Here is an 18,452-nt window from a genome sequence, read left to right as displayed (position 1 = left end):
TCCTGATTAAATTATGCTTCCTGAGTGGCATAGGAATCAAGCAACCACATCCCTGCTGCTATTTTAGGTTGATTCACCTGTAAACTCATACCCTGTTGCATGCCCACCACCAATAGTTCTAGAGCGTCAAGCAGTTTGGGGTCAAATACTGTACCCGCTGACGCCTTACAGTCATTGAGTGCTTGTGCCAAAGGAGTCTCTTGGGATTGATAGTCCTTCAGCCGCTGTTGAAATGCCGTAATCAGCGCTAAAATTCTCGACTCCAAGGGAATCGCATCATAAGCCAAGCCATCAGGTTGTCCTGAGCCATCCCAATGTTCTGTTTGGTGGGTGATAATGTGAGCAATTGCCTGTAATTGGGGCATAACGCGCAAAACAGAGGACTTAGGCATCGCCTCTTGTTGAGCTACCGCCTGTTGCTGCACCGTGGATTTTGTCGGTTCCAGGGTATCCTCTACTCCTTGTAAGGGGGCGAGGCGATGCAGCCATCCCGCTAATCGCAGCCGTTTGATTTGCCACGCGGGTAGATCAAGCAATTGACCCATCGCTTCACAAAGGGTTGCCACTTCCGCCGCTGCCATGGGATTGGTTACATCCGCTTGATCAATGAGCTGTGCCATCCGCAAAAATGCCTGCACCTTATTAGACAAGAGATTATTATCTAAGTCTTGCTCAGAAAGGGGCAAGGTTTGCAGTTGCTCATCCTCAGCTTGGTATAAATCTTGTTCAAAGCGTTCTAGATAATCGACGACGCGATACACAACCTGCCCAATATCATCGCGTTTTTTGCTACCCAAGGCAGCCGTAATCTGTTGCGCTTGTTCGGTTAGGCTTTTTTGTAAGGATTGATCATAACCACCAATGTGTGAGATCGCCAACTCAATCGTTTCCCGAACCAGTTCCGGCTCAAATGTCCAGAACCCATAAAACTTGCGCTCCCGATCCTCTTGGGGTTGTCCTTTACTGCCATAATCAGCGGCGGATAACTCTTGACATAAGACCATTGCCGTGTATGTCTCCGACATGATGATCAAATGCCACTCTTGAGCCACTGGATCAGAGGGTTCTAAATCCACGAGCGTCACATTGGATCGCTGGCTGGTGGGATGTTCAGCAAAACTGGTATCCCCTGTCGCCATAATCACCACTTGAGACGAGTGTTCCGCCAAATCGTTATAGCGTTCTGCCTCTTGCAGATACCATTTCCCCTGTTGAAACGCCGCAATCAACAGAGGTTTTCCCTCTGACTCTAAAATAAAGTCTTCCAAAGCATGACACAGAGCAATCAGGGTGTTTTTGTGATAAACGCCAAAATTCAGCGGTCGCTTACCACCGCGATGAGCTGTGTCTAACTTTTGTAATATCGAACCTTGCAGCATGATCAAACCTTGTCTGAGGGGTTCAGGGGAAAGGGAGAGCGTGTAGAGACGTGCCATGGCACGTCTGGGAGCAGGGGAGAATTTTAACCGATGATTTTATGTTAATTATGATACATTTTAGGGTTGAATTTCTCCAAGCTGTTCTAGTTGACGATAAACGGATAGAATCAACTACCCCGCTGTAACCAGTTGTTTAGGCGGCGTCTTAGCTGGGGCTTCAATCGGAGCCGCTAAAGCGTCCTCCAAATCCGCACACCCCAAACGTTCCTCTAAAATTTTCATCACTTCGCGACCAAAATCATCGGGATTTTGCCGCCAAGCTTGCAGGCAAACCTCACCCAAGAAAGAGCCTAATGGTTCGGGATTCCAGAGTAGCTTTTTCGCTGTCCAGGGCATTAAACTCATTGGATCATAGTCTTTTTGGATAATATTATGCTCAAAGGCATAGGCTTCCAAATGAGTATGGGGTTGCAGTCCGATAAAGAAGATAGCAGGTTCTACCTTATCAGCACCAAAGATTCGCTCTAACTCCCGGTGATAGGCAATGGTTTGGCGAATGGTGTCCGGTCGCTCATCTATTACATTAAAGGAATAGTTGACCGAAACCAAGTCATTAAACCCCGCCGCTTTCAAATCGCGACAATTTTGTAGCACGGTGCGGAGGTTATATCCCATCCGCATCTTACGCACTAATTCCTGGGAACCACTGGTAATGCCGATTTCAAAGTAGTTCATCCCGGTTTTCACCATCAAGTCGCACAATTCGGGGGTGAGATTATCCGCCCGAATATACGCCGCCCAGTGAATATCCCTCATTCCAGAGTCGAGAATTTTCTGCAACAGTTCCGCCGCATCGTCGATAAACTTCCGCGCTGGGATAAACTGAGCATCGGTAAACCAGAAGTTGCGGATACCTCGGTCATAAAGCTGGCGCATTTCGGCGACAACTTCATCAGCGGGATTGATCCGTACCTGTTTGCCTTCGACGACGGTGTAGATGCAGTAGCAGCAGTTGTGGGGACAACCACGTTTAGTTTGTACGCCAATATAAAAATCACTCTCTTGAAAATAATAATCAAAAGCTGACCAGATACTTTGGATATAGTCGTAGTTACAGGCGGTTTTTTCTAGGGGAGTTGGGCTCTCATGAATCATGCGATCGCGCGGCTGAGTCTCACCCACCACATAACAGCGCTCATCGGCAAAGGATTCACCCCGCAGGAGTTTCTCTAATAGGGTTTCACCTTCACCCACGGAGACAATTGTCCCTTTGGGTAATTTAGTCTTCAGTTGTTCATAAAACACGCTAACCGCACCCCCGCCGACAATCAGACGTGCCTCTGGGTTATAGTTACGGGCGCGTTTAAGTCCCCGACGAATCAGCCCTAAGTTACGCCACAGTTCATTATAATAAGCGGCGGCTAAACGTAATCCACCGATCGCCCCGCGTACCTTGACAAAGGGGTTACTGGCATAGTAGAACTCAAAGGCATTTTGTAAGGGGTTCCCTCCTCTACCGCCAACTGGCGCATAAATTTGAATATCCCGCCAGGAGAATACCAAAAGCGTCGGTTGAAATTCGTCAATACAAGCATCAAGCGATCGGGAAAAATCCAGGGGAGGTACGGTGCCTAAGTCAAAGATGCGCTGTTTTACCTCTGGGAAGAGTTTGTGAACGTGATCGGCTAAATAAACAACCCCAATCGGGAAAATCGGGTTGCAGGGTAGGCGAACATAAAGAATTTTTTCTGACATTGTAAATTTCATCTGGGGTAAATCGGCTTTTATGAATACGGTTGGCTGTCTTGAACTTGGCATGTATCCAGTGCAATTTGGCTGAAAACCCCGTGGACGCGGACGCTTAAGTCATCATCGACCGGGGTGAGGACGCAGCCCCAACCCAGCTTTCTCAGATATTTGATTTCTTTTTCACATAACTTAACTTTACTCTAACAAGATTGCCCTGTGACCTCAAGGGTATGGTATTTTTTTCATGGAGTTCATATCGGGGAGTCTAAGGGAGGTAACCTAAGCAATATTACCTAAAATGACCCAATTTAGGGTCTCAACCCAAGGGATGGGACAAACTAAGCATTTAGCTGCGATCGCGTCAGTGCAATTGGCAAGAAAGAAGTTAAATTGGTAGTCGGATTTACAGCAGGCACGGGATCGCAAGTGCTAAGTTAGGTGAAGTAATAAGAAGCACGATTCATTTAGTACCTTACTCAGCAGTTATGACTCAGATACTTGATCCCCTACCTTGTGATAATCAAACTCACATTCTCTGTTGCTACGTAAACGCCACGAGTCAGATTCAAATTGCTCGGATTACAAATATTCCCAATTGGTATTTTGAGCGCGTGGTTTTTCCGGGACAGCGCTTAGTCTTTGAAGCCCTACCGCAGGCGCTACTGGAGATTCACACAGGCATGATGGCAAGTGCGATTCTCTCAGATACCGTACCCTGCACTCGCTTACAGGTCGATCAAGAAGTTAATCCGGCGTCGTCCTCTGACGCTAAAGCCGTTGTACCACCTGCGGATGATAATAAGCTTAGTGAAGAAACAATTCGTCATAATAGCCCCGCAAGCGAAGCACGTTTGGCTGTGGCAACAGCTAGCTGATCCGGCGATAGATTCCCCACGTCTGACCCGACAGGCAGCGTGGGATGAATATTCCCGAGAAAACGCCGGAAGCGTCATCGTAGGATTACGACCCAGGAAGCCTACACCATAAAGGACGCAGATAGTGTAAGAGGATGTCACCTAGATAAAAAAGCCATTTAAAAACATCAAAGAGGTTGTTCAGTTCAACAACCCTAAACTAGCTATCGCTTGAGTCTAGGGATTGTCGGACAAACGACAATTTAAACCGTTGAATACCGCATAGAGTTTCGGTTTGGCACAGACTCTCGGATACTTCCCTAGTCCGAGTTATCTCTAAGACTTTTTGTCGGGTCGCTATTTAGTTAGGACATCTTAACCGAGATGGCGGGAAGGGACATAGTGGTCAGTGAACAGTGGTCAGTGAACAGTGATCGATAACTGATAACTGATAACTGATAACTGATAACTGATAACTGATAACTGATAACTGATAACTGATAACTGATAACTTAACTCGTGAGGATTATCTCCATGTTACGAGTACCAGTTCTATCAAAATCAGGTAAACCTTTAATGCCAACTAAAGCTAGTCGTGCTAGACGTTGGTTAAAAGCAGGCAAAGCCAAGGTGGTGCATAACGATTTAGAATGTTTTGCTATTCAGTTAACTTTTGAAACAGGAGAGGACACTCAGCCGATAGCCATAGGTATAGATCCTGGGAAATTTTACTCAGGAATTGGAGTTCAATCAAGCTTGTCTACTCTGTGGATGGCTCACTTAGTTTTACCATTTAAAACGGTTAAAGAACGAATGCAATTGCGGCGCATTATGCGCCTTTGCAGACGGGGAAAGCGGATCAATCGAAAGTTACCATACTCTGAGCGTTGCCACCGTCAAGCAAGGTTCAATAATCGTAAGCAAGCCAAACTACCTCCCTCAATTCGAGCTAACAAGCAGCTAGAGTTACGGGTAGTTAAAGAGTTGTTTAAGCTGTTTCCCGTTAGCGCCATTCACTATGAGTTGGTTATGGCTGATGTGGATAAAACCAGTGGTCGCAAGTCTGCCCGATCTGGTGTTGGTTTCTCTCCGGTGATGGTGGGAACCACGAAAATGCTTACGTGGCTATCTGAGCTAGCTCCAGTTATAACTCATCAGGGATGGCAAAAAAACGGCAATGGAACTAGCCAGCTTAGACAGTGGTTAGGATTAACCAAAGACAAAAAAAACAAACCTAATCAAACACCAGTAACACACGCCGTTGATGGTGTAACTTTAGCCGCGTTCGAGTTCATACAATGGCGAGAGTGGCATTCTAGCAACGCCAAGCACGGTAACTGGCAAGGATTTGTTGAGATTACACCAGCACCATTTGCGGTAATCCGTAGACCCCCCGTTAGTCGCAGACAATTACACCTATGTGTTCCATCCAAAGGCGGCAAACGGCGTAAGTATGGTGGTACGGTTACTCGTCATGATTATAGGAAGGGAGACAAGGTTATAGCCGAAAAAGCTGGAAAGATTTATATAGGCTGGTGTTCTGGAGACACCAAAACTCAAGTTTCAGTTAGTGACGTTAATTGGAAAAGACTAGGGCAATTTACTGCCAGCAAAGTCCAGTTGTTGCAGCGAAGCACGGGGTTAATCGTCGTACCTTCACCTGGACTGTCAAACCTTACCACATTGAGTGGCACGGTTTGACCTCTATTCCTCCCCACATTCAGCGAAGCCATCTGGGGTCTCACGAGGTTAGCGATGAGCAACCTCTTAAGCTAGGATTGGGGACGGTAAATAGGCTGAATTTGAGGCATCAATTTGTGAATCTGCCCGACTTTATCTGGTTGTGGAAAATAGCGGCTTGGTCAATGGGCTTGTCCCTAGCGGCTTATTTGCTGTTGGCGGTGACGGGCAGTGTTCTGTTCTCGAAACGCCACTCTCAACGCCCAAGACCTAAATGGTTGCGACCATTACATTACATCATCGGTTGGCTAATGGTCACTCTGGTCTTGCTGCTCCTGGCAATTGGTTTAGTTGGTACAATTGGTCATTATGGCAATCTGGGACATTCTGGACACTTGATTGCCGGGTTATCTGTCGTGGCGCTGGTTGCGGTGTCCGCCGGCAGTTCCACCCAAATCAGTCCCCAAAAGCCTTGGGCGCGGGCTGTTCATCTGGGAACCAATATTGCCTTATTCCTAGGATTTGCCTGGGTGTCCTATTCCGGGTGGCAGGTGGTGCAGAAATATTTGTAGGGGACGTTTTGATCCTTGGCAACCCTTGATGAACCTGGTTTTGAGTGATAGCTGCCCCCTTTAGGACAACAGAGGGCTATATAATAATTATGAAGGCGTTAGCTTTTTCAACTACCTCACCGTTTAGACGGCAGGGATTGCTCAGGGCTTGCCTTGATGGGGAACGTTTTCAATGCGTGGCGAAATCAGCATGATTAAGACTTATGGTGATCAAAAAAGTAAGTTAAAAAACTATCTATTATAAGCTCTAGTTATTGCCAAGCCGAGCAAACGCCACATAGATTAGATGGATTGAGAAGAAATGAACAAATTAATTGGATTAATTATCATCGCAGCCGCTCTAGTGGGAGCCGCTTTAGGTTGGCAGGGAGTATCCCTTCCTTTTTTTGGAGAACTCTTTGGGGGAGACAATCCCACGGCTAACCAAATTGAGTCAGATCCAGACACGACAGACAACCAAGCAGCAACACAACAACCAGGCAATCAGCCAACTCAGCCAGTATCCCAAGCTCCCACAACGATTAGAAGCGTACCGCAAGCTCAAAATAATCAGGGTACAGCCCAAGCTCCTCAAACAACAATGGGTCAAGCAGATACAGGCGCGGGTGCAGCGACTGAGGATTCCGAACCGGTTACGGCTCTCTGGTAAAGTTGTTGACAAAATCTGTATGGACTGGCTAGGGCGCGTCTCAATTTTTATCTTCTAATGAACTTTTGCAGTGATATTTTAATTGTGGGCGGTGGCGTCATTGGTTTAGCACTCGCCCTAGAATTGAAGTGGCGGGGGGCGACAGTCACGGTATTAACCCGCGACTTTAAAGCCGCATCGACTCTAGCCGCCGCTGGTATGTTAGCCCCTGATGCGGAAGCCATTCCTGAGCCTCCAATGCGGGAATTATGTCGGCGATCGCGATCGCTCTACTCTCAATGGTGTACCAAACTCGAACAACTTACTGGTGTGGCGACAGGGTACTTGCCCTGCGGGATTCTCGCCCCAGTCTATGAAGAGATTTCAGCTTCTCACCCTGAAGTTGGCAACTGGTTAGATAAAAATACGATTCATTTATATCAACCCGGTTTAGGGGCAGATGTGATTGGTGGCTGGTGGTATCCCGAAGATGGACAAGTCGATAACCGCTCATTGGCGCAAGCCCTGCGATTAGCGGCTCAAGAATTAGGGATTGACCTGCGCGAAGGGGTAACCGTCGAGGCAATTGAGCAGCACAATCGTCGTGTTTGTGGCGTTAGAACCTCGATCGGGGAATTTCAGGCTGATCATTATGTATTAGCAACGGGGGCTTGGTCAAAGGAACTGCTACCTATACCCGTGTATCCAAAAAAAGGTCAGATGCTGTCGGTACAAATGCCAGCCAATCCCCATCAGCCCTTACCCCTGCAACGGGTGATCTATGGACCGGATACCTACTTAGTTCCGCGTCGGGATGGGCGGTTACTGATTGGTGCAACGAGTGAGGATGTGGGATGGCAACCTGATAATACACCATCGGGAATTCACACCTTGCTCTCACGGGCAATACGGTTATATCCGCCCCTACAGGATTGGTCAATTCAGGAATGCTGGTGGGGATTTCGACCGGCAACTCCAGATGAATGTCCGATTCTGGGAGTTAGCCCTTGTGAAAATTTAACATTAGCGACAGGACATTACCGCAATGGCATTCTCCTCGCCCCGGTGACAGCACAGCTACTGGCAGACTGGATCGAAAGGCAAAGGGTTGATCCGCTCTTAGACCATTTTCGTTACGATCGCTTTTATCATCAATCCTGCTCAAATTTAATGATTAGTTCTCCCATTACTCCCCTATCTCCCCAGAACACCTCAGTTACAGAACCCGCGACATCTGACCCGTTAATTATTGCCGGTCGAACATTTCACTCCCGTCTCATGACCGGTACAGGGAAATATAGCAGCATTGAACAAATGCAGCAGGGTATTATGGCGAGTGGGAGTGAGATTGTCACAGTAGCGGTGCGGCGGGTGCAAACCCAAGCCCCGGGTCATGAAGGATTAGCCGAGGCGCTGGATTGGACGAAAATCTGGATGTTACCCAACACCGCAGGCTGTAAAACTGCAGAGGAAGCCGTGCGAGTGGCGCGGTTAGGTCGGGAAATGGCAAAGTTATTGGGGCAAGAGGATAATAATTTTGTCAAGTTAGAAGTTATTCCAGACGCGAAATATTTATTACCAGACCCGATTGGTACTTTGGAAGCCGCTGAGAAATTGGTGAAAGAGGGGTTTGCCGTTCTGCCTTACATTAATGCCGACCCCATGTTAGCTAAACGATTGGAAGAGGTGGGGTGTGTCACGGTAATGCCCTTGGGTTCCCCCATTGGTTCGGGACAAGGGATTAAAACGGCGGCAAATATCCAAATTATTATCGAAGAGGCGGGAGTTCCTGTGGTCGTGGATGCGGGAATTGGATCACCAAGCGAAGCGGCGCAAGCCATGGAGATGGGGGCAGATGCTTTACTCGTCAATAGTGCGATCGCACTAGCTAAAAATCCCGTGGCGATGGGGAAAGCCATGGGTATGGCGACTCAAGCCGGACGTTTGGCTTATCTGGCGGGGCGGATTCCGATTAAAAGTTATGCTAGTGCGAGTTCACCATTGACGGGGACGATTAATTAAGACTGTCTTATGTCCTTTGTCAGGTTTGAGGATTGCTTCGTGAACCTGTCGGTGGCGACTATACCCACTAATTAACCCTGACGACGGGAGAAATTCACCCGTTGGCATTTCCTGATGTAACGATTTCCGTGCAACGGTTATTAGAGGGCTAGAACCGCTTTTTAGCGACTATAAAAATTTCTTATCCAAACAGGAGAGTATTTATACTGAGAGTTTGTTACAATTCTATAAGATGAGTAAAAAAGGTTATCATTCATGCCCTATACCACAGAAGAAGGCGGACGTTTAAATAACTTTGCCCGTGAACCCAAAGTTTACCAAGCGGAACCCCCAAGCAAAACAGAGCAGCGCAACTATGTATTCTTGGGAATTGCCGCTCTAGTTTTAGTCAGTGGATTGATGTTCGTCGCTGTCTCTGTATCGAGCGTTAGCTAATCTTTACGCTTCCCTCAATCGGGAACACCCCTGTTAATCCAGCGATTTTGGACTAACAATGAAGTGAAATCTGATCAAGGATTGAGCGAAAAATTAGTTCGATTTAGCATAACTTACCAAAATCAGTAGGATCAGGGGTTAGTTTCCCCCTCCCATCACTTGCAGCGCATTCATAACAGTTTGATAACTATCTGATCTGCCTTGTTCTTGAAAAAGTTCAGCCGCTTTTTGCAAGTCAGCAGTAGCTGCATCGATATTCTCCAATTTGAATTGAGTCAGCCCCCGATTGTAATAAGCTTCAGCAAAGGTGGGTTGCAGTTCAATCGATTGAGTATAGTCCGCGATCGCGTCTTTATATTGTTCTAAGCGATTGTGCGTTAGCCCCCGATTATAGTAAGTGCGGGCATTTTCGGGGTCGATATCCAGCGCTTTGGCGTAATCGTTGAGAGCTGCTTCAGCATCGCCCAACTCATCATACGCATTCCCGCGACTAATATAGGCGGTGTCATTTTCCGGATCAATTTCAATCGCCTTGGTGAAATCCGCGATCGCTTTCTGGTAGTCCCGGCGCACAAAATGGGTATAACCTCGGTTACTATAAGCTTGACTAAAATCGGGATTTAACTTAATCGCCTGGGTATAGTCATAAATGGCGCCGTCGTAATTACCGAGACTATGATAAGCGTAGCCCCGATTATAATAGGCATCTGCGTCTTCGGGGTTAAGTTGTAAAGCATCGGCGAAGTCAGAAATTGCACCAGCATAATCACCCTTTTCCAGTTTATCAACACCTCGGTTATACAGTTGCACGGCACTCAACTGCTCTGAGGAAGCTTGCACAACCCTGATGGGTTCTTGGGCGCGAACCGCTTCAGAGAAACCCGTCAGGACAGTCACCAATCCTAAAATGGTCAGTATTCGATAGGTTGGATTCATGGTGTTTTCGTTTTCCTGCAATCTTAATCAGGTTAGCTTTAGAGTTTTATAGACGCCGACGCAAACCTCCCCAAAGAGGTTCCTTTTAAACGTCAACCCTTCTCAAGCCAACGTGACTTATCTTGATCAAAACTCAATCATAAAGTGTACCCGGAAGATGAGACAATAAAAACGCACCAATTCAAAGGATATAAAGATGCTCAAGACCATTGCCGCCCTTTTGCTGCTAGTATTGAGCTTGGGTCTACATGGCTGCACTGACGGCGTTAGTGGACTTAAAAGCTATGTCGATACGGCTGACGGTTATGAGTTTCTCTATCCGAATGGTTGGGTGCCGATTCAAGTCACTGACGGACCAGATGTGGTATTTCGGGATTTGATCGAGCAAACCGAAAATGTCAGTGTGGTGATTAACCCCGTTCCAGAAAATACAACCCTCACCGATTTAGGAACGCCTGGGGAAGTCGGTTACCAACTCCAACAAAATGTGCTATCGGCGGCGAATTCCAATCGTCAAGTTGAATTAGTCGATGCAAAAGCTCGCGAGACGGAAGGCAAAACCTATTATCTTCTCGAATATAGTGTCAAACTTCCCACTCAAAATCGTCATGACCTAGCCACAGCCGTCATCAGCCGTGGTAAGCTCTACACTCTGAATACTTCAACCACAGAAGAACGTTGGGATAAAGTGCAAGACCTGTTTACCCAAGTCGCTAGTTCGTTTAATGTTTACTAGATTAGGGGTCACTTGTCAAGACAAATGTAACGAATGACGAATGACGAATGACAAATAACGAATGACACAATTTGTTTTAGCCTCAGCTTCGCCAGCACGCCGCCGTTTATTAAAAAATGCTGGCATTGAACCCATCGTTTGTCACAGTGATTTTGATGAATCTCAGGTTAAAGTTACTGATCCGGTAGAGTTAGTCAAAACCCTAGCATGGCACAAAGCCAAAACCGTTGTGCCTAAATTTGATCAGGCGCTAGTGTTAGGCTGTGATTCAGTGTTAAGCATTCAGGATGAGATCCACGGGAAACCGGCTAATCCCCAAGAGGCGATCGCACGTTGGCAGATGATGCGGGGTAGAGTGGGCGAACTCTATACGGGTCATGCCTTAATTGATGTATCACAGGATAAGACAATTGTCCGTTGTGGGATAACACGAGTCTACTTTGCCAATGTGAGCGATCGCGCAATTCAAGCCTATGTGGCTACAGGCGAACCTCTAAACTGTGCAGGCTGCTTTGCCCTAGAAGGGCGTGGTGGCTTATTTGTCGAAAAACTAGACGGTTGTCACAGTAATGTCATTGGTCTAAGTTTACCTCTGTTGTATCAGATGCTGACTGAGCTGGGTTATGAAGTGACAGACTTTTGGTAGTCTTATGTCTTATGTCTTATGTCTTATGTCTATGTGATAATTGAACTGTTAGGTCGGGGCGGGCGCGAGTTATATCAGGGTGAAAACGAAACGTTAGTGGTAAAACCCGCCCCTACATAAAGATGTTTCATCGGAACATCTCTGCTTCCTCTGCTTCAAGAGCGCTCTCATCTCCCCCAGCTTCCTATTCCCTGTTCCCTTGTGAGAAAATTTGTTCAGGTGAGGCGGAAGTTTGTTATAGTCAAAGCACTTTGAGTCTATTGTTAAGCTGATATAGCTGGAGCGAATTGTATGACAACCAGCGAAGAATTCAAACAGAAACTAAGGGCGGGCAACATTGGAGATGCCTTCACCCTAGCTTTGTCGGAATCGGTTGAATTGGAAATTACGACTTGGGTGTCTTCCGCCAATTCGCCACAAACAGAGCAGCCGGCGGCTAATTCCTGTATGCGTACCCGGATCAATATTGTAGAAGGCTCCATCGATAATGAGGTAGGATCTCAATTTATCGGCAATGGTCCCTACACGGAACTACGCCAATTTCATACCCAGCAAGTTCAGGAAGGACGCCAGATTATCCAGAATAATCTAGAAAACTTGCAACAACTCTTTACCGTGTTGACTCGTGTATTATACCAACCCCAGCAGTCAACCCAGCAGCAACTTCGGGAGAGTAATCCGGCTCTGTCGCCTTCGAGCCAGGATAATTTACCCTAATCTTGAAGATAGAGGTTGACAAATCTGCCAGTTTCTGTAGTGGTAATCGCCCAAATTCAGGTGAGTGTATTATGGCGTCGAGTGAGGACTTTAGGCAACAACTCAAAGCAGGCAAGGTTCAAGAAGCGTTTGCTGGGGCTTTGGCGGAAGCGGTGCAGTTGAAAATTACAACCTGGGTAGCTTCTGATGCTGAGGATGGCGCCGAAACAGCTGCCAAACCGGGTTATCGCCTGCGGACTCAAATTAATACGATTGAGGGAGCGATCGCGAATGAGATTGGGGAACAGTTTATTGGCAATGGTCCCTATCGAGAACTCCTCCCCTTTCATATAGAACAGGTGGCACAAGGCAATCAGCTGGTTGAGAATAATCTTAAAACTTTGCAAAAGCTATTTGAGATTTTAATCACGCTGCAACACCACAGGACAGGGTTGAGTGAGGTAGAATACCCACCCTTAGCCATCACCCAGGAAGAGACAGCCGCCCAGCCCGATGAAGGAGTAGCCGTCGTCGCCGCCGCCGAATTGGCAACCCAGACGCCAGATTTGACGATTCAGGAAGAGGTATCTGCTGAATCGACTCCCTCTAGCGAGACAATGACAGCTTGGGAGCAAGAGGAACAAGAGGAAGAAGATGAGGATGACTCGGTGCTAGATTTGCTCGAGTCCTTACCCCGTCCTCCACGCCCACCTCTAGACGATGAAGAGTCCTTCACGACTGAGGATGCGAGAGACGAATTCACTGAAGCAGAACCGCTATCGTTCAACCAAGCGGAGTTAGATGAGCAAGATTTGCAGGTTCTCAACGACGATTGGGGAACATTGGAACTTGATGAGGAGGAGTCGCCCCCCTCGGCGGAACTGGATATCCCACCCCAGACAGACATTGAACCCAAACCCAGGGTATCAGAACCGGCTCAAAAAATGCCCAGTTGGCAATCCTTAGAAGAACTAAACCAGGATACTGACGACGATGCAGACTGGGATGACTGGGTAGTAGACGAACCGGAATTAGGCGATCACTCTTTTGCCCAGATGGATACCGATGAAGACTGGGGTGACTTAGTAGAAGACTTTGATCCCTTTGCGGCACCCCCACCCGTCGAGGAGTCTCCCTCGCCGTTAAATATTCAGGAAGATTGGGATGAATTTGCGGTTGAGGAACTTGAACCCTATTCCGATTTAACTGAGGTTGATAGTGAGATTGAATGGCCAGACTTGAGTGAGAGCCAAGCGTCTGAGTCGGCAAGCTCAACGGCTGACCCTCTAGCTGGTTTAGATGCTTTACCTGAAGACTCTCAGGAAAAAGAAATGGGCTCAGAATCATTAAGTGATCCTATAGATTTGTTGGCAGATCAAAACCAATCCGCCGAAAATGTGGATGAGCAGGATTATGGATTCGGGGAACTCTCCTTTGAAGAATTTTCTGTTGATGATTTTGATTCCCTCAGCCATCCAGAGGACGATGGGGAAGAGAAGCCCAAATCAACGAAGCAAGGAGAGCCACCACCGCCTCCACCCCCTAGCCGCTTTCAGGATAAAAACCCAGAACCCTAGTGCAGCGGGAATGGAAATACTTGAGCAGCTTCGTAGATAGGGGGAGCAATGTAGAGACGTAGCATGCTACGTCTGGGAGCACAGAGAGACGTAAGGTGTGGAACGTCTGGGTATTTGGAGCCATGCTGCACTAGAGCGATACAATGGAGTGTTGAGCCGCGAATGTTTCCATTTTTGGGAATTTCGGTGGATGATTGGATGAGTGAACAGGTGTTCTAGAGAGGTGTGGGTTGATGACCAATCGAAATCGACAAGATTCACAGGATGTACCCGCCTCTAAAACCCGAGGCAATAGTTCGGGTGTGAATCGAAGCCTAAATCACTTCTTGCAGTCCTTGGGCGACACGCTAATCGACTTCACGGCCCTAGAAGTGAATACGATGGTAGTAGAACATATTAGCGGTCATAAGTTTATTGCTTGGGAAGCGTACCGGGATATTTATCCGATTTCGCCGGACTATTTAGAACAACAAGGTATCCATGAGTCATTGCGCCATCGCTACCTGGAGTTACGCACCAGGCTAGAACGGGAATACCGGGGGCAATTGAGTGATCCAACCTCTGAACTTTATGATCCGACAATATTCAATGAGGATCACTCCAGTCTCGCTGATGATTTTGATCGCATCCCCACTCGTCTCCCCAATCCCATCGATCTGAAAAGTCCAGACACAATTGTTACCATTCAAAGACTTTTGAGTAATTGTCGTTTTTTACGCGGTTTGCGTAAACTAGCTGAACTCAAAGCCGCCTTGGATGATCGGAATCAAACGGTGCTACGCTTAGTCTCTGTTCAACCCGATCAAGCTGATATAATTCAACGAATGATCACCACAGATACCATCTGCGCTCAAACAGTGATTCAACTTGATGGTGATGTGATCAACCGTTACGATCAATCCCTGTTTCACCATCCCCAAAAAGAGGTCATTCTGCAAATTCACCGAGAAGGGGTAATCGCCAGTGAACGACAATGGCGCGGACTGTTGGAGTTTATTATTGGTCTAATAAAAGCTACACTGCATAAGTCATAAGGTATAGCTTTACACACCGGAGGGCACAGGGTTTGACTTTTTACGTTTGACGTTTGAAAAATGAATCAGCATCCTCGTTTAGCATCACCCTCTCACCCGCCTTCCCCGCGCCAGAATTTAGCGATCACGGCTTGTATTCAAATCGAGGTAGAACACATTTCTCGCTCTCAGTTTCTGTTTCATGGGGTTCGCTTCACCTTAGATAAAGAAACTCTACGACACATTCAACAGGCTCAACAGATGGGAGATTCTCTTAAGCTTTCCCGTCAATTGCTCACAGATTTGCGGTATTACGCTCTCATTGATGACGAAAACCGTTGGCAATCAGGATTAACGTTTTGTACCTACTATAAGCGAGGAAGCTCCCAAGAGGCGCTGATGCGAAGTGTTATTGGCTTGGATGGTGATATTATCCATCAAATCCAGCGCAATTGTCTAGAACGTCCCAACTTTTCCCATCAGATTTCAACGGCACATTATTGGTTAATTGAACAAGTAATGCGTCAGTTGCGTTTCGGTAAATATGTACCCTTAACTGGGCTGATTAATGGGCTGGCTTGGGGACTAACATTACTGATTTCTATGCTGCTGGTGATTCCCTTTATCCCAGTTTTCCTGAATAACCCTTGGATGCTGATTGCTGTTTTAATAATGGTGGGATTATTTTACATGGGTTTTCGACGCCTATTTCATTTATTGCGTCCAACAGCGCGGCGCTGGATAATGCGGCGAATTGTGGCTGGATTTCTTTCTTCCAAACCCAGATCCAAGCGGTTAGCTAAGCGACTCTTAAGCGGGTTGTTTTCTTCTTGATGATCTTTAGCGTTACCCTTCCCCATTCCCCACTCTTTATCCTTACCACAAGACTGATTTAGCCAGCCCTTACGATAAAAAGATAACGATGAATACTCAACTCACCACCTCGGAACTGAATTCATATCAAACAATTTTACCCAATGATGATCCAGCACAAGACGCGATCGCACTTCTCAAAGACCATAATGGGGATATTGAGGCGTCGTTTGAGGAACTGTATTTTCAGAAATATGATACAATACCAGATTTTCCGGATAAATCCCTCTGGGAGGTGACGCTGAACCAGTTACGTCAGGAATTATGTGGTGATGATAGCTTTCGCACCAAGGTACAGGAGTACACCAAGAATCCCGGAAGTACACCCTTGCTGACGGGATTAATCGTGTATTTGGTGGGGTTAGCCGGATTTCCCCTTGATCCCGCGATCGCAACTGTGGTGGTATTGTATATTCTCAAGATTGGGCTAAATATTTTCTGCCAATATACAGAACCCTCCGATTCCAAATCCTTACCGGGTAAGTAGGGGCGCATGGCGTGCGCCCTCAAATGGTGTGCGCCCTGCAACTGACGTGCTACGCCAGCCCTCACCCCCAGTCAGCCCTCACCCCCAGTCAGCCCTCACCCCCAGTCAGCCCTCACCCCCAGCCCCTCTCCCAAGCTTGGGAGAGGGGAGCAAGAGGGGAGCAAGAGGGGAGTTGAGGTTTCCCGTAATCGTCACAATTCATTTGTTTGCCCGACGTGCGCCCATTCCCGACGTGCGCCCTAGCCATTTGAAGGGTACGATAATGGGGGTGTAGGGGCGGGTTTTACAGATAACATTTTGCACCCAACTGATAACTTGACTAAACCCGCCCTTTAAAAGAACCGGGGGAGCAGCCATTTGAAGGGTACGATGATATCGTTCCCCTACCCATCTGGTATTGGTGCGTCAATTCGATTTCCAGAGAATCTCTTAAGCTGTCATGCATTTAAATTGGGTATTAGTAGCGAGCAAGATGCAAAGCCTGCGGCATGGCTTCGCTTAACGCACTACAAGGATTTCACCATTATTGACATTAAGGTTTAAATGTCAAGCAGCTTAGGTTGAGCGAAGCACCATGGTAGAGACGTTCCGCCGGAACGTCTCTACCATAATCGGTATCGCAGGGGTGTAGATGCTGATGGTTGAGGCTTGAAGCCTTGCTCTTTGGTTTGTTCGGGTAAACTTTGTCACCTTGAGACTCCTCGACGAAGCTCGGAGTGTCATCCGCCACGCTCAGAGTGTCCCCCCACCACGCTTAAAGTGTCATCCGCCACGCTCAGAGTGTCCCCTCACCACGCTTAAAGTGTCATCCGCCACGCTCAGAGTGTCCCCCCACCACGCTTAAAGTGTCATCCGCCACGCTCAGAGCGTCCCTTCACCACGCTCGGAGTGTCATCCGCCACGCTCAGAGTGTCCCCCCACCACGCTCGGAGTGTCATCCGCCACGCTTAGAGTGTCCCCCCAGCACGCTCAGAGTGTCTCCCACCACGCTCAGAGTGTCCCCTCACCACGCTCAGAGCGTCATTCATCACTCTCAGCGTTTGACTCCTCCCCTGATGAACTCCCATTCCCTCTTGTTTTCACCCCTTTAAAGCGTTCTTTTAACTGCTCCGCCACGCTTTTTAATCCCGGTGTGGTTTTCGATGCCATTTTCACGTAGTCATAAACGGTTAGGCTGCTTTTCATGGCTTCACTCCCCACGGCTATCAGGGTATCATCCACCTTTTCTGTCAGTTGCTCGAGTCGGATGAGTAACTCGGAAAGACGCAACGCCAGTTGATAGTCGCGCTCGAATTCCTCGGTGCTGAAGTTGGCGGGGAGAATGCCAGGGTTAGATTGGGCGGCGTTGAGGCTATTGTTGACAAAGGCTAAACTTTTATCGCCCATTTTATACAGATCATGGCGTTCTTTGGGGCTAAGGTTAATTAGAAAGGGGAGTTTCTGTTCAATGGTTTGTAAGGCGGTGTTGATTTCTTCGATATCGGTGTCTGAGAGGCTGGCACTAATATTTTGATAGGGCATGGTTGTGTTTCCTGATGTGAAGATTCCCGTTGCCCTGGCTATTGTTGAAGAGGGCAAGGATTCTTTTATTTTAACCGGATTTATGGGTTGACATTAACCCCTCTCCCACGCCAGCCCTCACCCCCAGCCCCTCTCCCAAGCTTGGGAGAGGGGAGCAAGAGCATCCGATCCCCCTTCTCCCGTGCAAAAAACGCGAAGCATCCTTAGTCCTCCCCCCTCTTGTAGGGGGGAACGAGGGGGGTGGGAGAAGGGGTTAGGGGATGAGGGGGAAAGGCTTGCCAGCATTGGTTTTTACCTTGGCGCGAATTCATCGGATCAGGGTACGGCAATGCCTTACCCCTACCACACCCAGGGAGAATTGATGGCGTAGGGGCACGATATTATCGTGCCCTTCTTAATCTGGGAGTTGTGCTAAGAGTTCCCGTACAACGTCAGCCCGATAGTCATCCTGATATTCTAGATATATCTCTAAGGCTGTCTGTAAATTCACCCTGGCTTCGGCGTAGTTTTCCTGGGCTATTGCCAGTAATCCTAATTGTCCATAAGTTTTAGCTTGTTCGTAGCGATCGCGAAATTCAATCTGAATATCCAGAGCCTGCTGATAGTATAGCCTTGCCTGCTCATACTCCCGTAACTCTTGGGCAACCC

General features: G+C 47.6%; 20 protein-coding genes. 13 read left to right on the top strand and 7 right to left on the bottom strand.

Annotation, left to right across the window (positions count from 1 at the left end; all coding sequences use genetic code 11):
• Positions 1–11 precede the first annotated feature (11 nt).
• Together ACLGGO_RS25415 and ACLGGO_RS25410 are read right to left on the bottom strand one after the other, a co-directional pair.
• On the bottom strand, positions 12–1,379 hold the full coding sequence (locus ACLGGO_RS25415) for a DICT sensory domain-containing protein (RefSeq protein WP_446421371.1): 1,368 nt from the start codon (positions 1,377–1,379) through the stop codon (positions 12–14).
• 171 nt (positions 1,380–1,550) lie between these two features.
• Positions 1,551–3,134: a photosystem II high light acclimation radical SAM protein gene (locus ACLGGO_RS25410; protein WP_446421370.1), complete on the bottom strand. Its 1,584-nt coding sequence runs from the start codon at positions 3,132–3,134 to the stop codon at positions 1,551–1,553.
• Positions 3,135–3,613: 479 nt separating this feature from the next.
• Between ACLGGO_RS25410 and ACLGGO_RS25405 the strand changes: the two genes are divergently transcribed.
• The 6 genes from ACLGGO_RS25405 (at position 3,614) to psb34 (ending at position 9,319) form a co-directional block, all read left to right on the top strand.
• Complete coding sequence (locus tag ACLGGO_RS25405; protein WP_446334869.1) at positions 3,614–4,003, top strand: DUF1830 domain-containing protein; 390 nt, start codon at positions 3,614–3,616, stop codon at positions 4,001–4,003.
• Between the two features lie 513 nt (positions 4,004–4,516).
• Positions 4,517–5,683 (top strand): RRXRR domain-containing protein, encoded by a 1,167-nt coding sequence (locus tag ACLGGO_RS25400; protein ID WP_446421358.1) that lies wholly within the window; start codon positions 4,517–4,519, stop codon positions 5,681–5,683.
• Between the two features lie 116 nt (positions 5,684–5,799).
• Positions 5,800–6,234 carry a DUF4079 domain-containing protein gene (locus ACLGGO_RS25395; RefSeq protein ID WP_446334868.1) on the top strand — a complete coding sequence of 145 codons (435 nt, stop codon included), beginning with the start codon at positions 5,800–5,802 and terminating at the stop codon, positions 6,232–6,234.
• Positions 6,235–6,535: 301 nt separating this feature from the next.
• On the top strand, positions 6,536–6,883 hold the full coding sequence (locus tag ACLGGO_RS25390; RefSeq protein WP_446421357.1) for a hypothetical protein: 348 nt from the start codon (positions 6,536–6,538) through the stop codon (positions 6,881–6,883).
• Positions 6,884–6,940: 57 nt separating this feature from the next.
• Positions 6,941–8,884, top strand: a complete 1,944-nt coding sequence (gene thiO, locus ACLGGO_RS25385) for a glycine oxidase ThiO (RefSeq protein ID WP_446421356.1) — start codon at positions 6,941–6,943, stop codon at positions 8,882–8,884.
• Positions 8,885–9,139: 255 nt separating this feature from the next.
• Entirely contained in the window at positions 9,140–9,319 is a 180-nt protein-coding gene (gene psb34, locus ACLGGO_RS25380) for a photosystem II assembly protein Psb34 (protein ID WP_446334865.1), read from the top strand.
• 138 nt (positions 9,320–9,457) lie between these two features.
• Here psb34 and ACLGGO_RS25375 read toward each other — a convergent pair whose 3' ends face one another.
• Positions 9,458–10,255: a tetratricopeptide repeat protein gene (locus ACLGGO_RS25375; protein ID WP_446421355.1), complete on the bottom strand. Its 798-nt coding sequence runs from the start codon at positions 10,253–10,255 to the stop codon at positions 9,458–9,460.
• A gap of 196 nt (positions 10,256–10,451) precedes the next feature.
• Here ACLGGO_RS25375 and psbP point away from each other — a divergent pair, with 196 nt between their 5' ends.
• From psbP to ACLGGO_RS25340, 7 genes are all read left to right on the top strand, one after another.
• On the top strand, positions 10,452–10,991 hold the full coding sequence (psbP, locus tag ACLGGO_RS25370) for a photosystem II reaction center PsbP (protein ID WP_446334863.1): 540 nt from the start codon (positions 10,452–10,454) through the stop codon (positions 10,989–10,991).
• Positions 10,992–11,052: 61 nt separating this feature from the next.
• A complete protein-coding gene (locus tag ACLGGO_RS25365; RefSeq protein WP_446421354.1) occupies positions 11,053–11,637 on the top strand; it encodes a Maf family protein in 585 nt (194 codons plus the stop codon).
• 291 nt (positions 11,638–11,928) lie between these two features.
• The gene (locus tag ACLGGO_RS25360) at positions 11,929–12,354 is read left to right on the top strand and encodes a hypothetical protein (RefSeq protein WP_446334861.1); all 426 of its coding nucleotides are present in this window, start codon (positions 11,929–11,931) and stop codon (positions 12,352–12,354) included.
• Between the two features lie 71 nt (positions 12,355–12,425).
• Positions 12,426–13,910 (top strand): hypothetical protein, encoded by a 1,485-nt coding sequence (locus ACLGGO_RS25355; RefSeq protein WP_446421353.1) that lies wholly within the window; start codon positions 12,426–12,428, stop codon positions 13,908–13,910.
• A gap of 233 nt (positions 13,911–14,143) precedes the next feature.
• Entirely contained in the window at positions 14,144–14,944 is an 801-nt protein-coding gene (locus ACLGGO_RS25350) for a hypothetical protein (protein WP_446421352.1), read from the top strand.
• A 60-nt stretch (positions 14,945–15,004) separates the two neighbouring features.
• Positions 15,005–15,757: a hypothetical protein gene (locus ACLGGO_RS25345; RefSeq protein WP_446421351.1), complete on the top strand. Its 753-nt coding sequence runs from the start codon at positions 15,005–15,007 to the stop codon at positions 15,755–15,757.
• Positions 15,758–15,845: 88 nt separating this feature from the next.
• Positions 15,846–16,283 (top strand): hypothetical protein, encoded by a 438-nt coding sequence (locus ACLGGO_RS25340; RefSeq protein WP_446421350.1) that lies wholly within the window; start codon positions 15,846–15,848, stop codon positions 16,281–16,283.
• 198 nt (positions 16,284–16,481) lie between these two features.
• Here the strand turns inward: ACLGGO_RS25340 and ACLGGO_RS25335 are convergent, their stop codons facing one another.
• From ACLGGO_RS25335 to ACLGGO_RS25320, 4 genes are all read right to left on the bottom strand, one after another.
• Positions 16,482–16,640: a hypothetical protein gene (locus tag ACLGGO_RS25335; protein ID WP_446421349.1), complete on the bottom strand. Its 159-nt coding sequence runs from the start codon at positions 16,638–16,640 to the stop codon at positions 16,482–16,484.
• Positions 16,641–16,815: 175 nt separating this feature from the next.
• On the bottom strand, positions 16,816–17,013 hold the full coding sequence (locus ACLGGO_RS25330) for a hypothetical protein (RefSeq protein ID WP_446421348.1): 198 nt from the start codon (positions 17,011–17,013) through the stop codon (positions 16,816–16,818).
• Between the two features lie 290 nt (positions 17,014–17,303).
• A complete protein-coding gene (locus ACLGGO_RS25325) occupies positions 17,304–17,804 on the bottom strand; it encodes a hypothetical protein (RefSeq protein ID WP_446380606.1) in 501 nt (166 codons plus the stop codon).
• A gap of 394 nt (positions 17,805–18,198) precedes the next feature.
• Positions 18,199–18,452: tetratricopeptide repeat protein (locus ACLGGO_RS25320; protein ID WP_446421347.1), on the bottom strand; the 254-nt coding region annotated here is incomplete at its 5' end.

Source organism: Coleofasciculus sp., from assembly GCF_046565525.1.
Lineage (GTDB): Bacteria > Cyanobacteriota > Cyanobacteriia > Cyanobacteriales > Coleofasciculaceae > Coleofasciculus.
The sequence above is the reverse complement of the archived record's forward strand: the minus strand, read 5'-3'. Positions and strand labels throughout refer to the sequence as shown.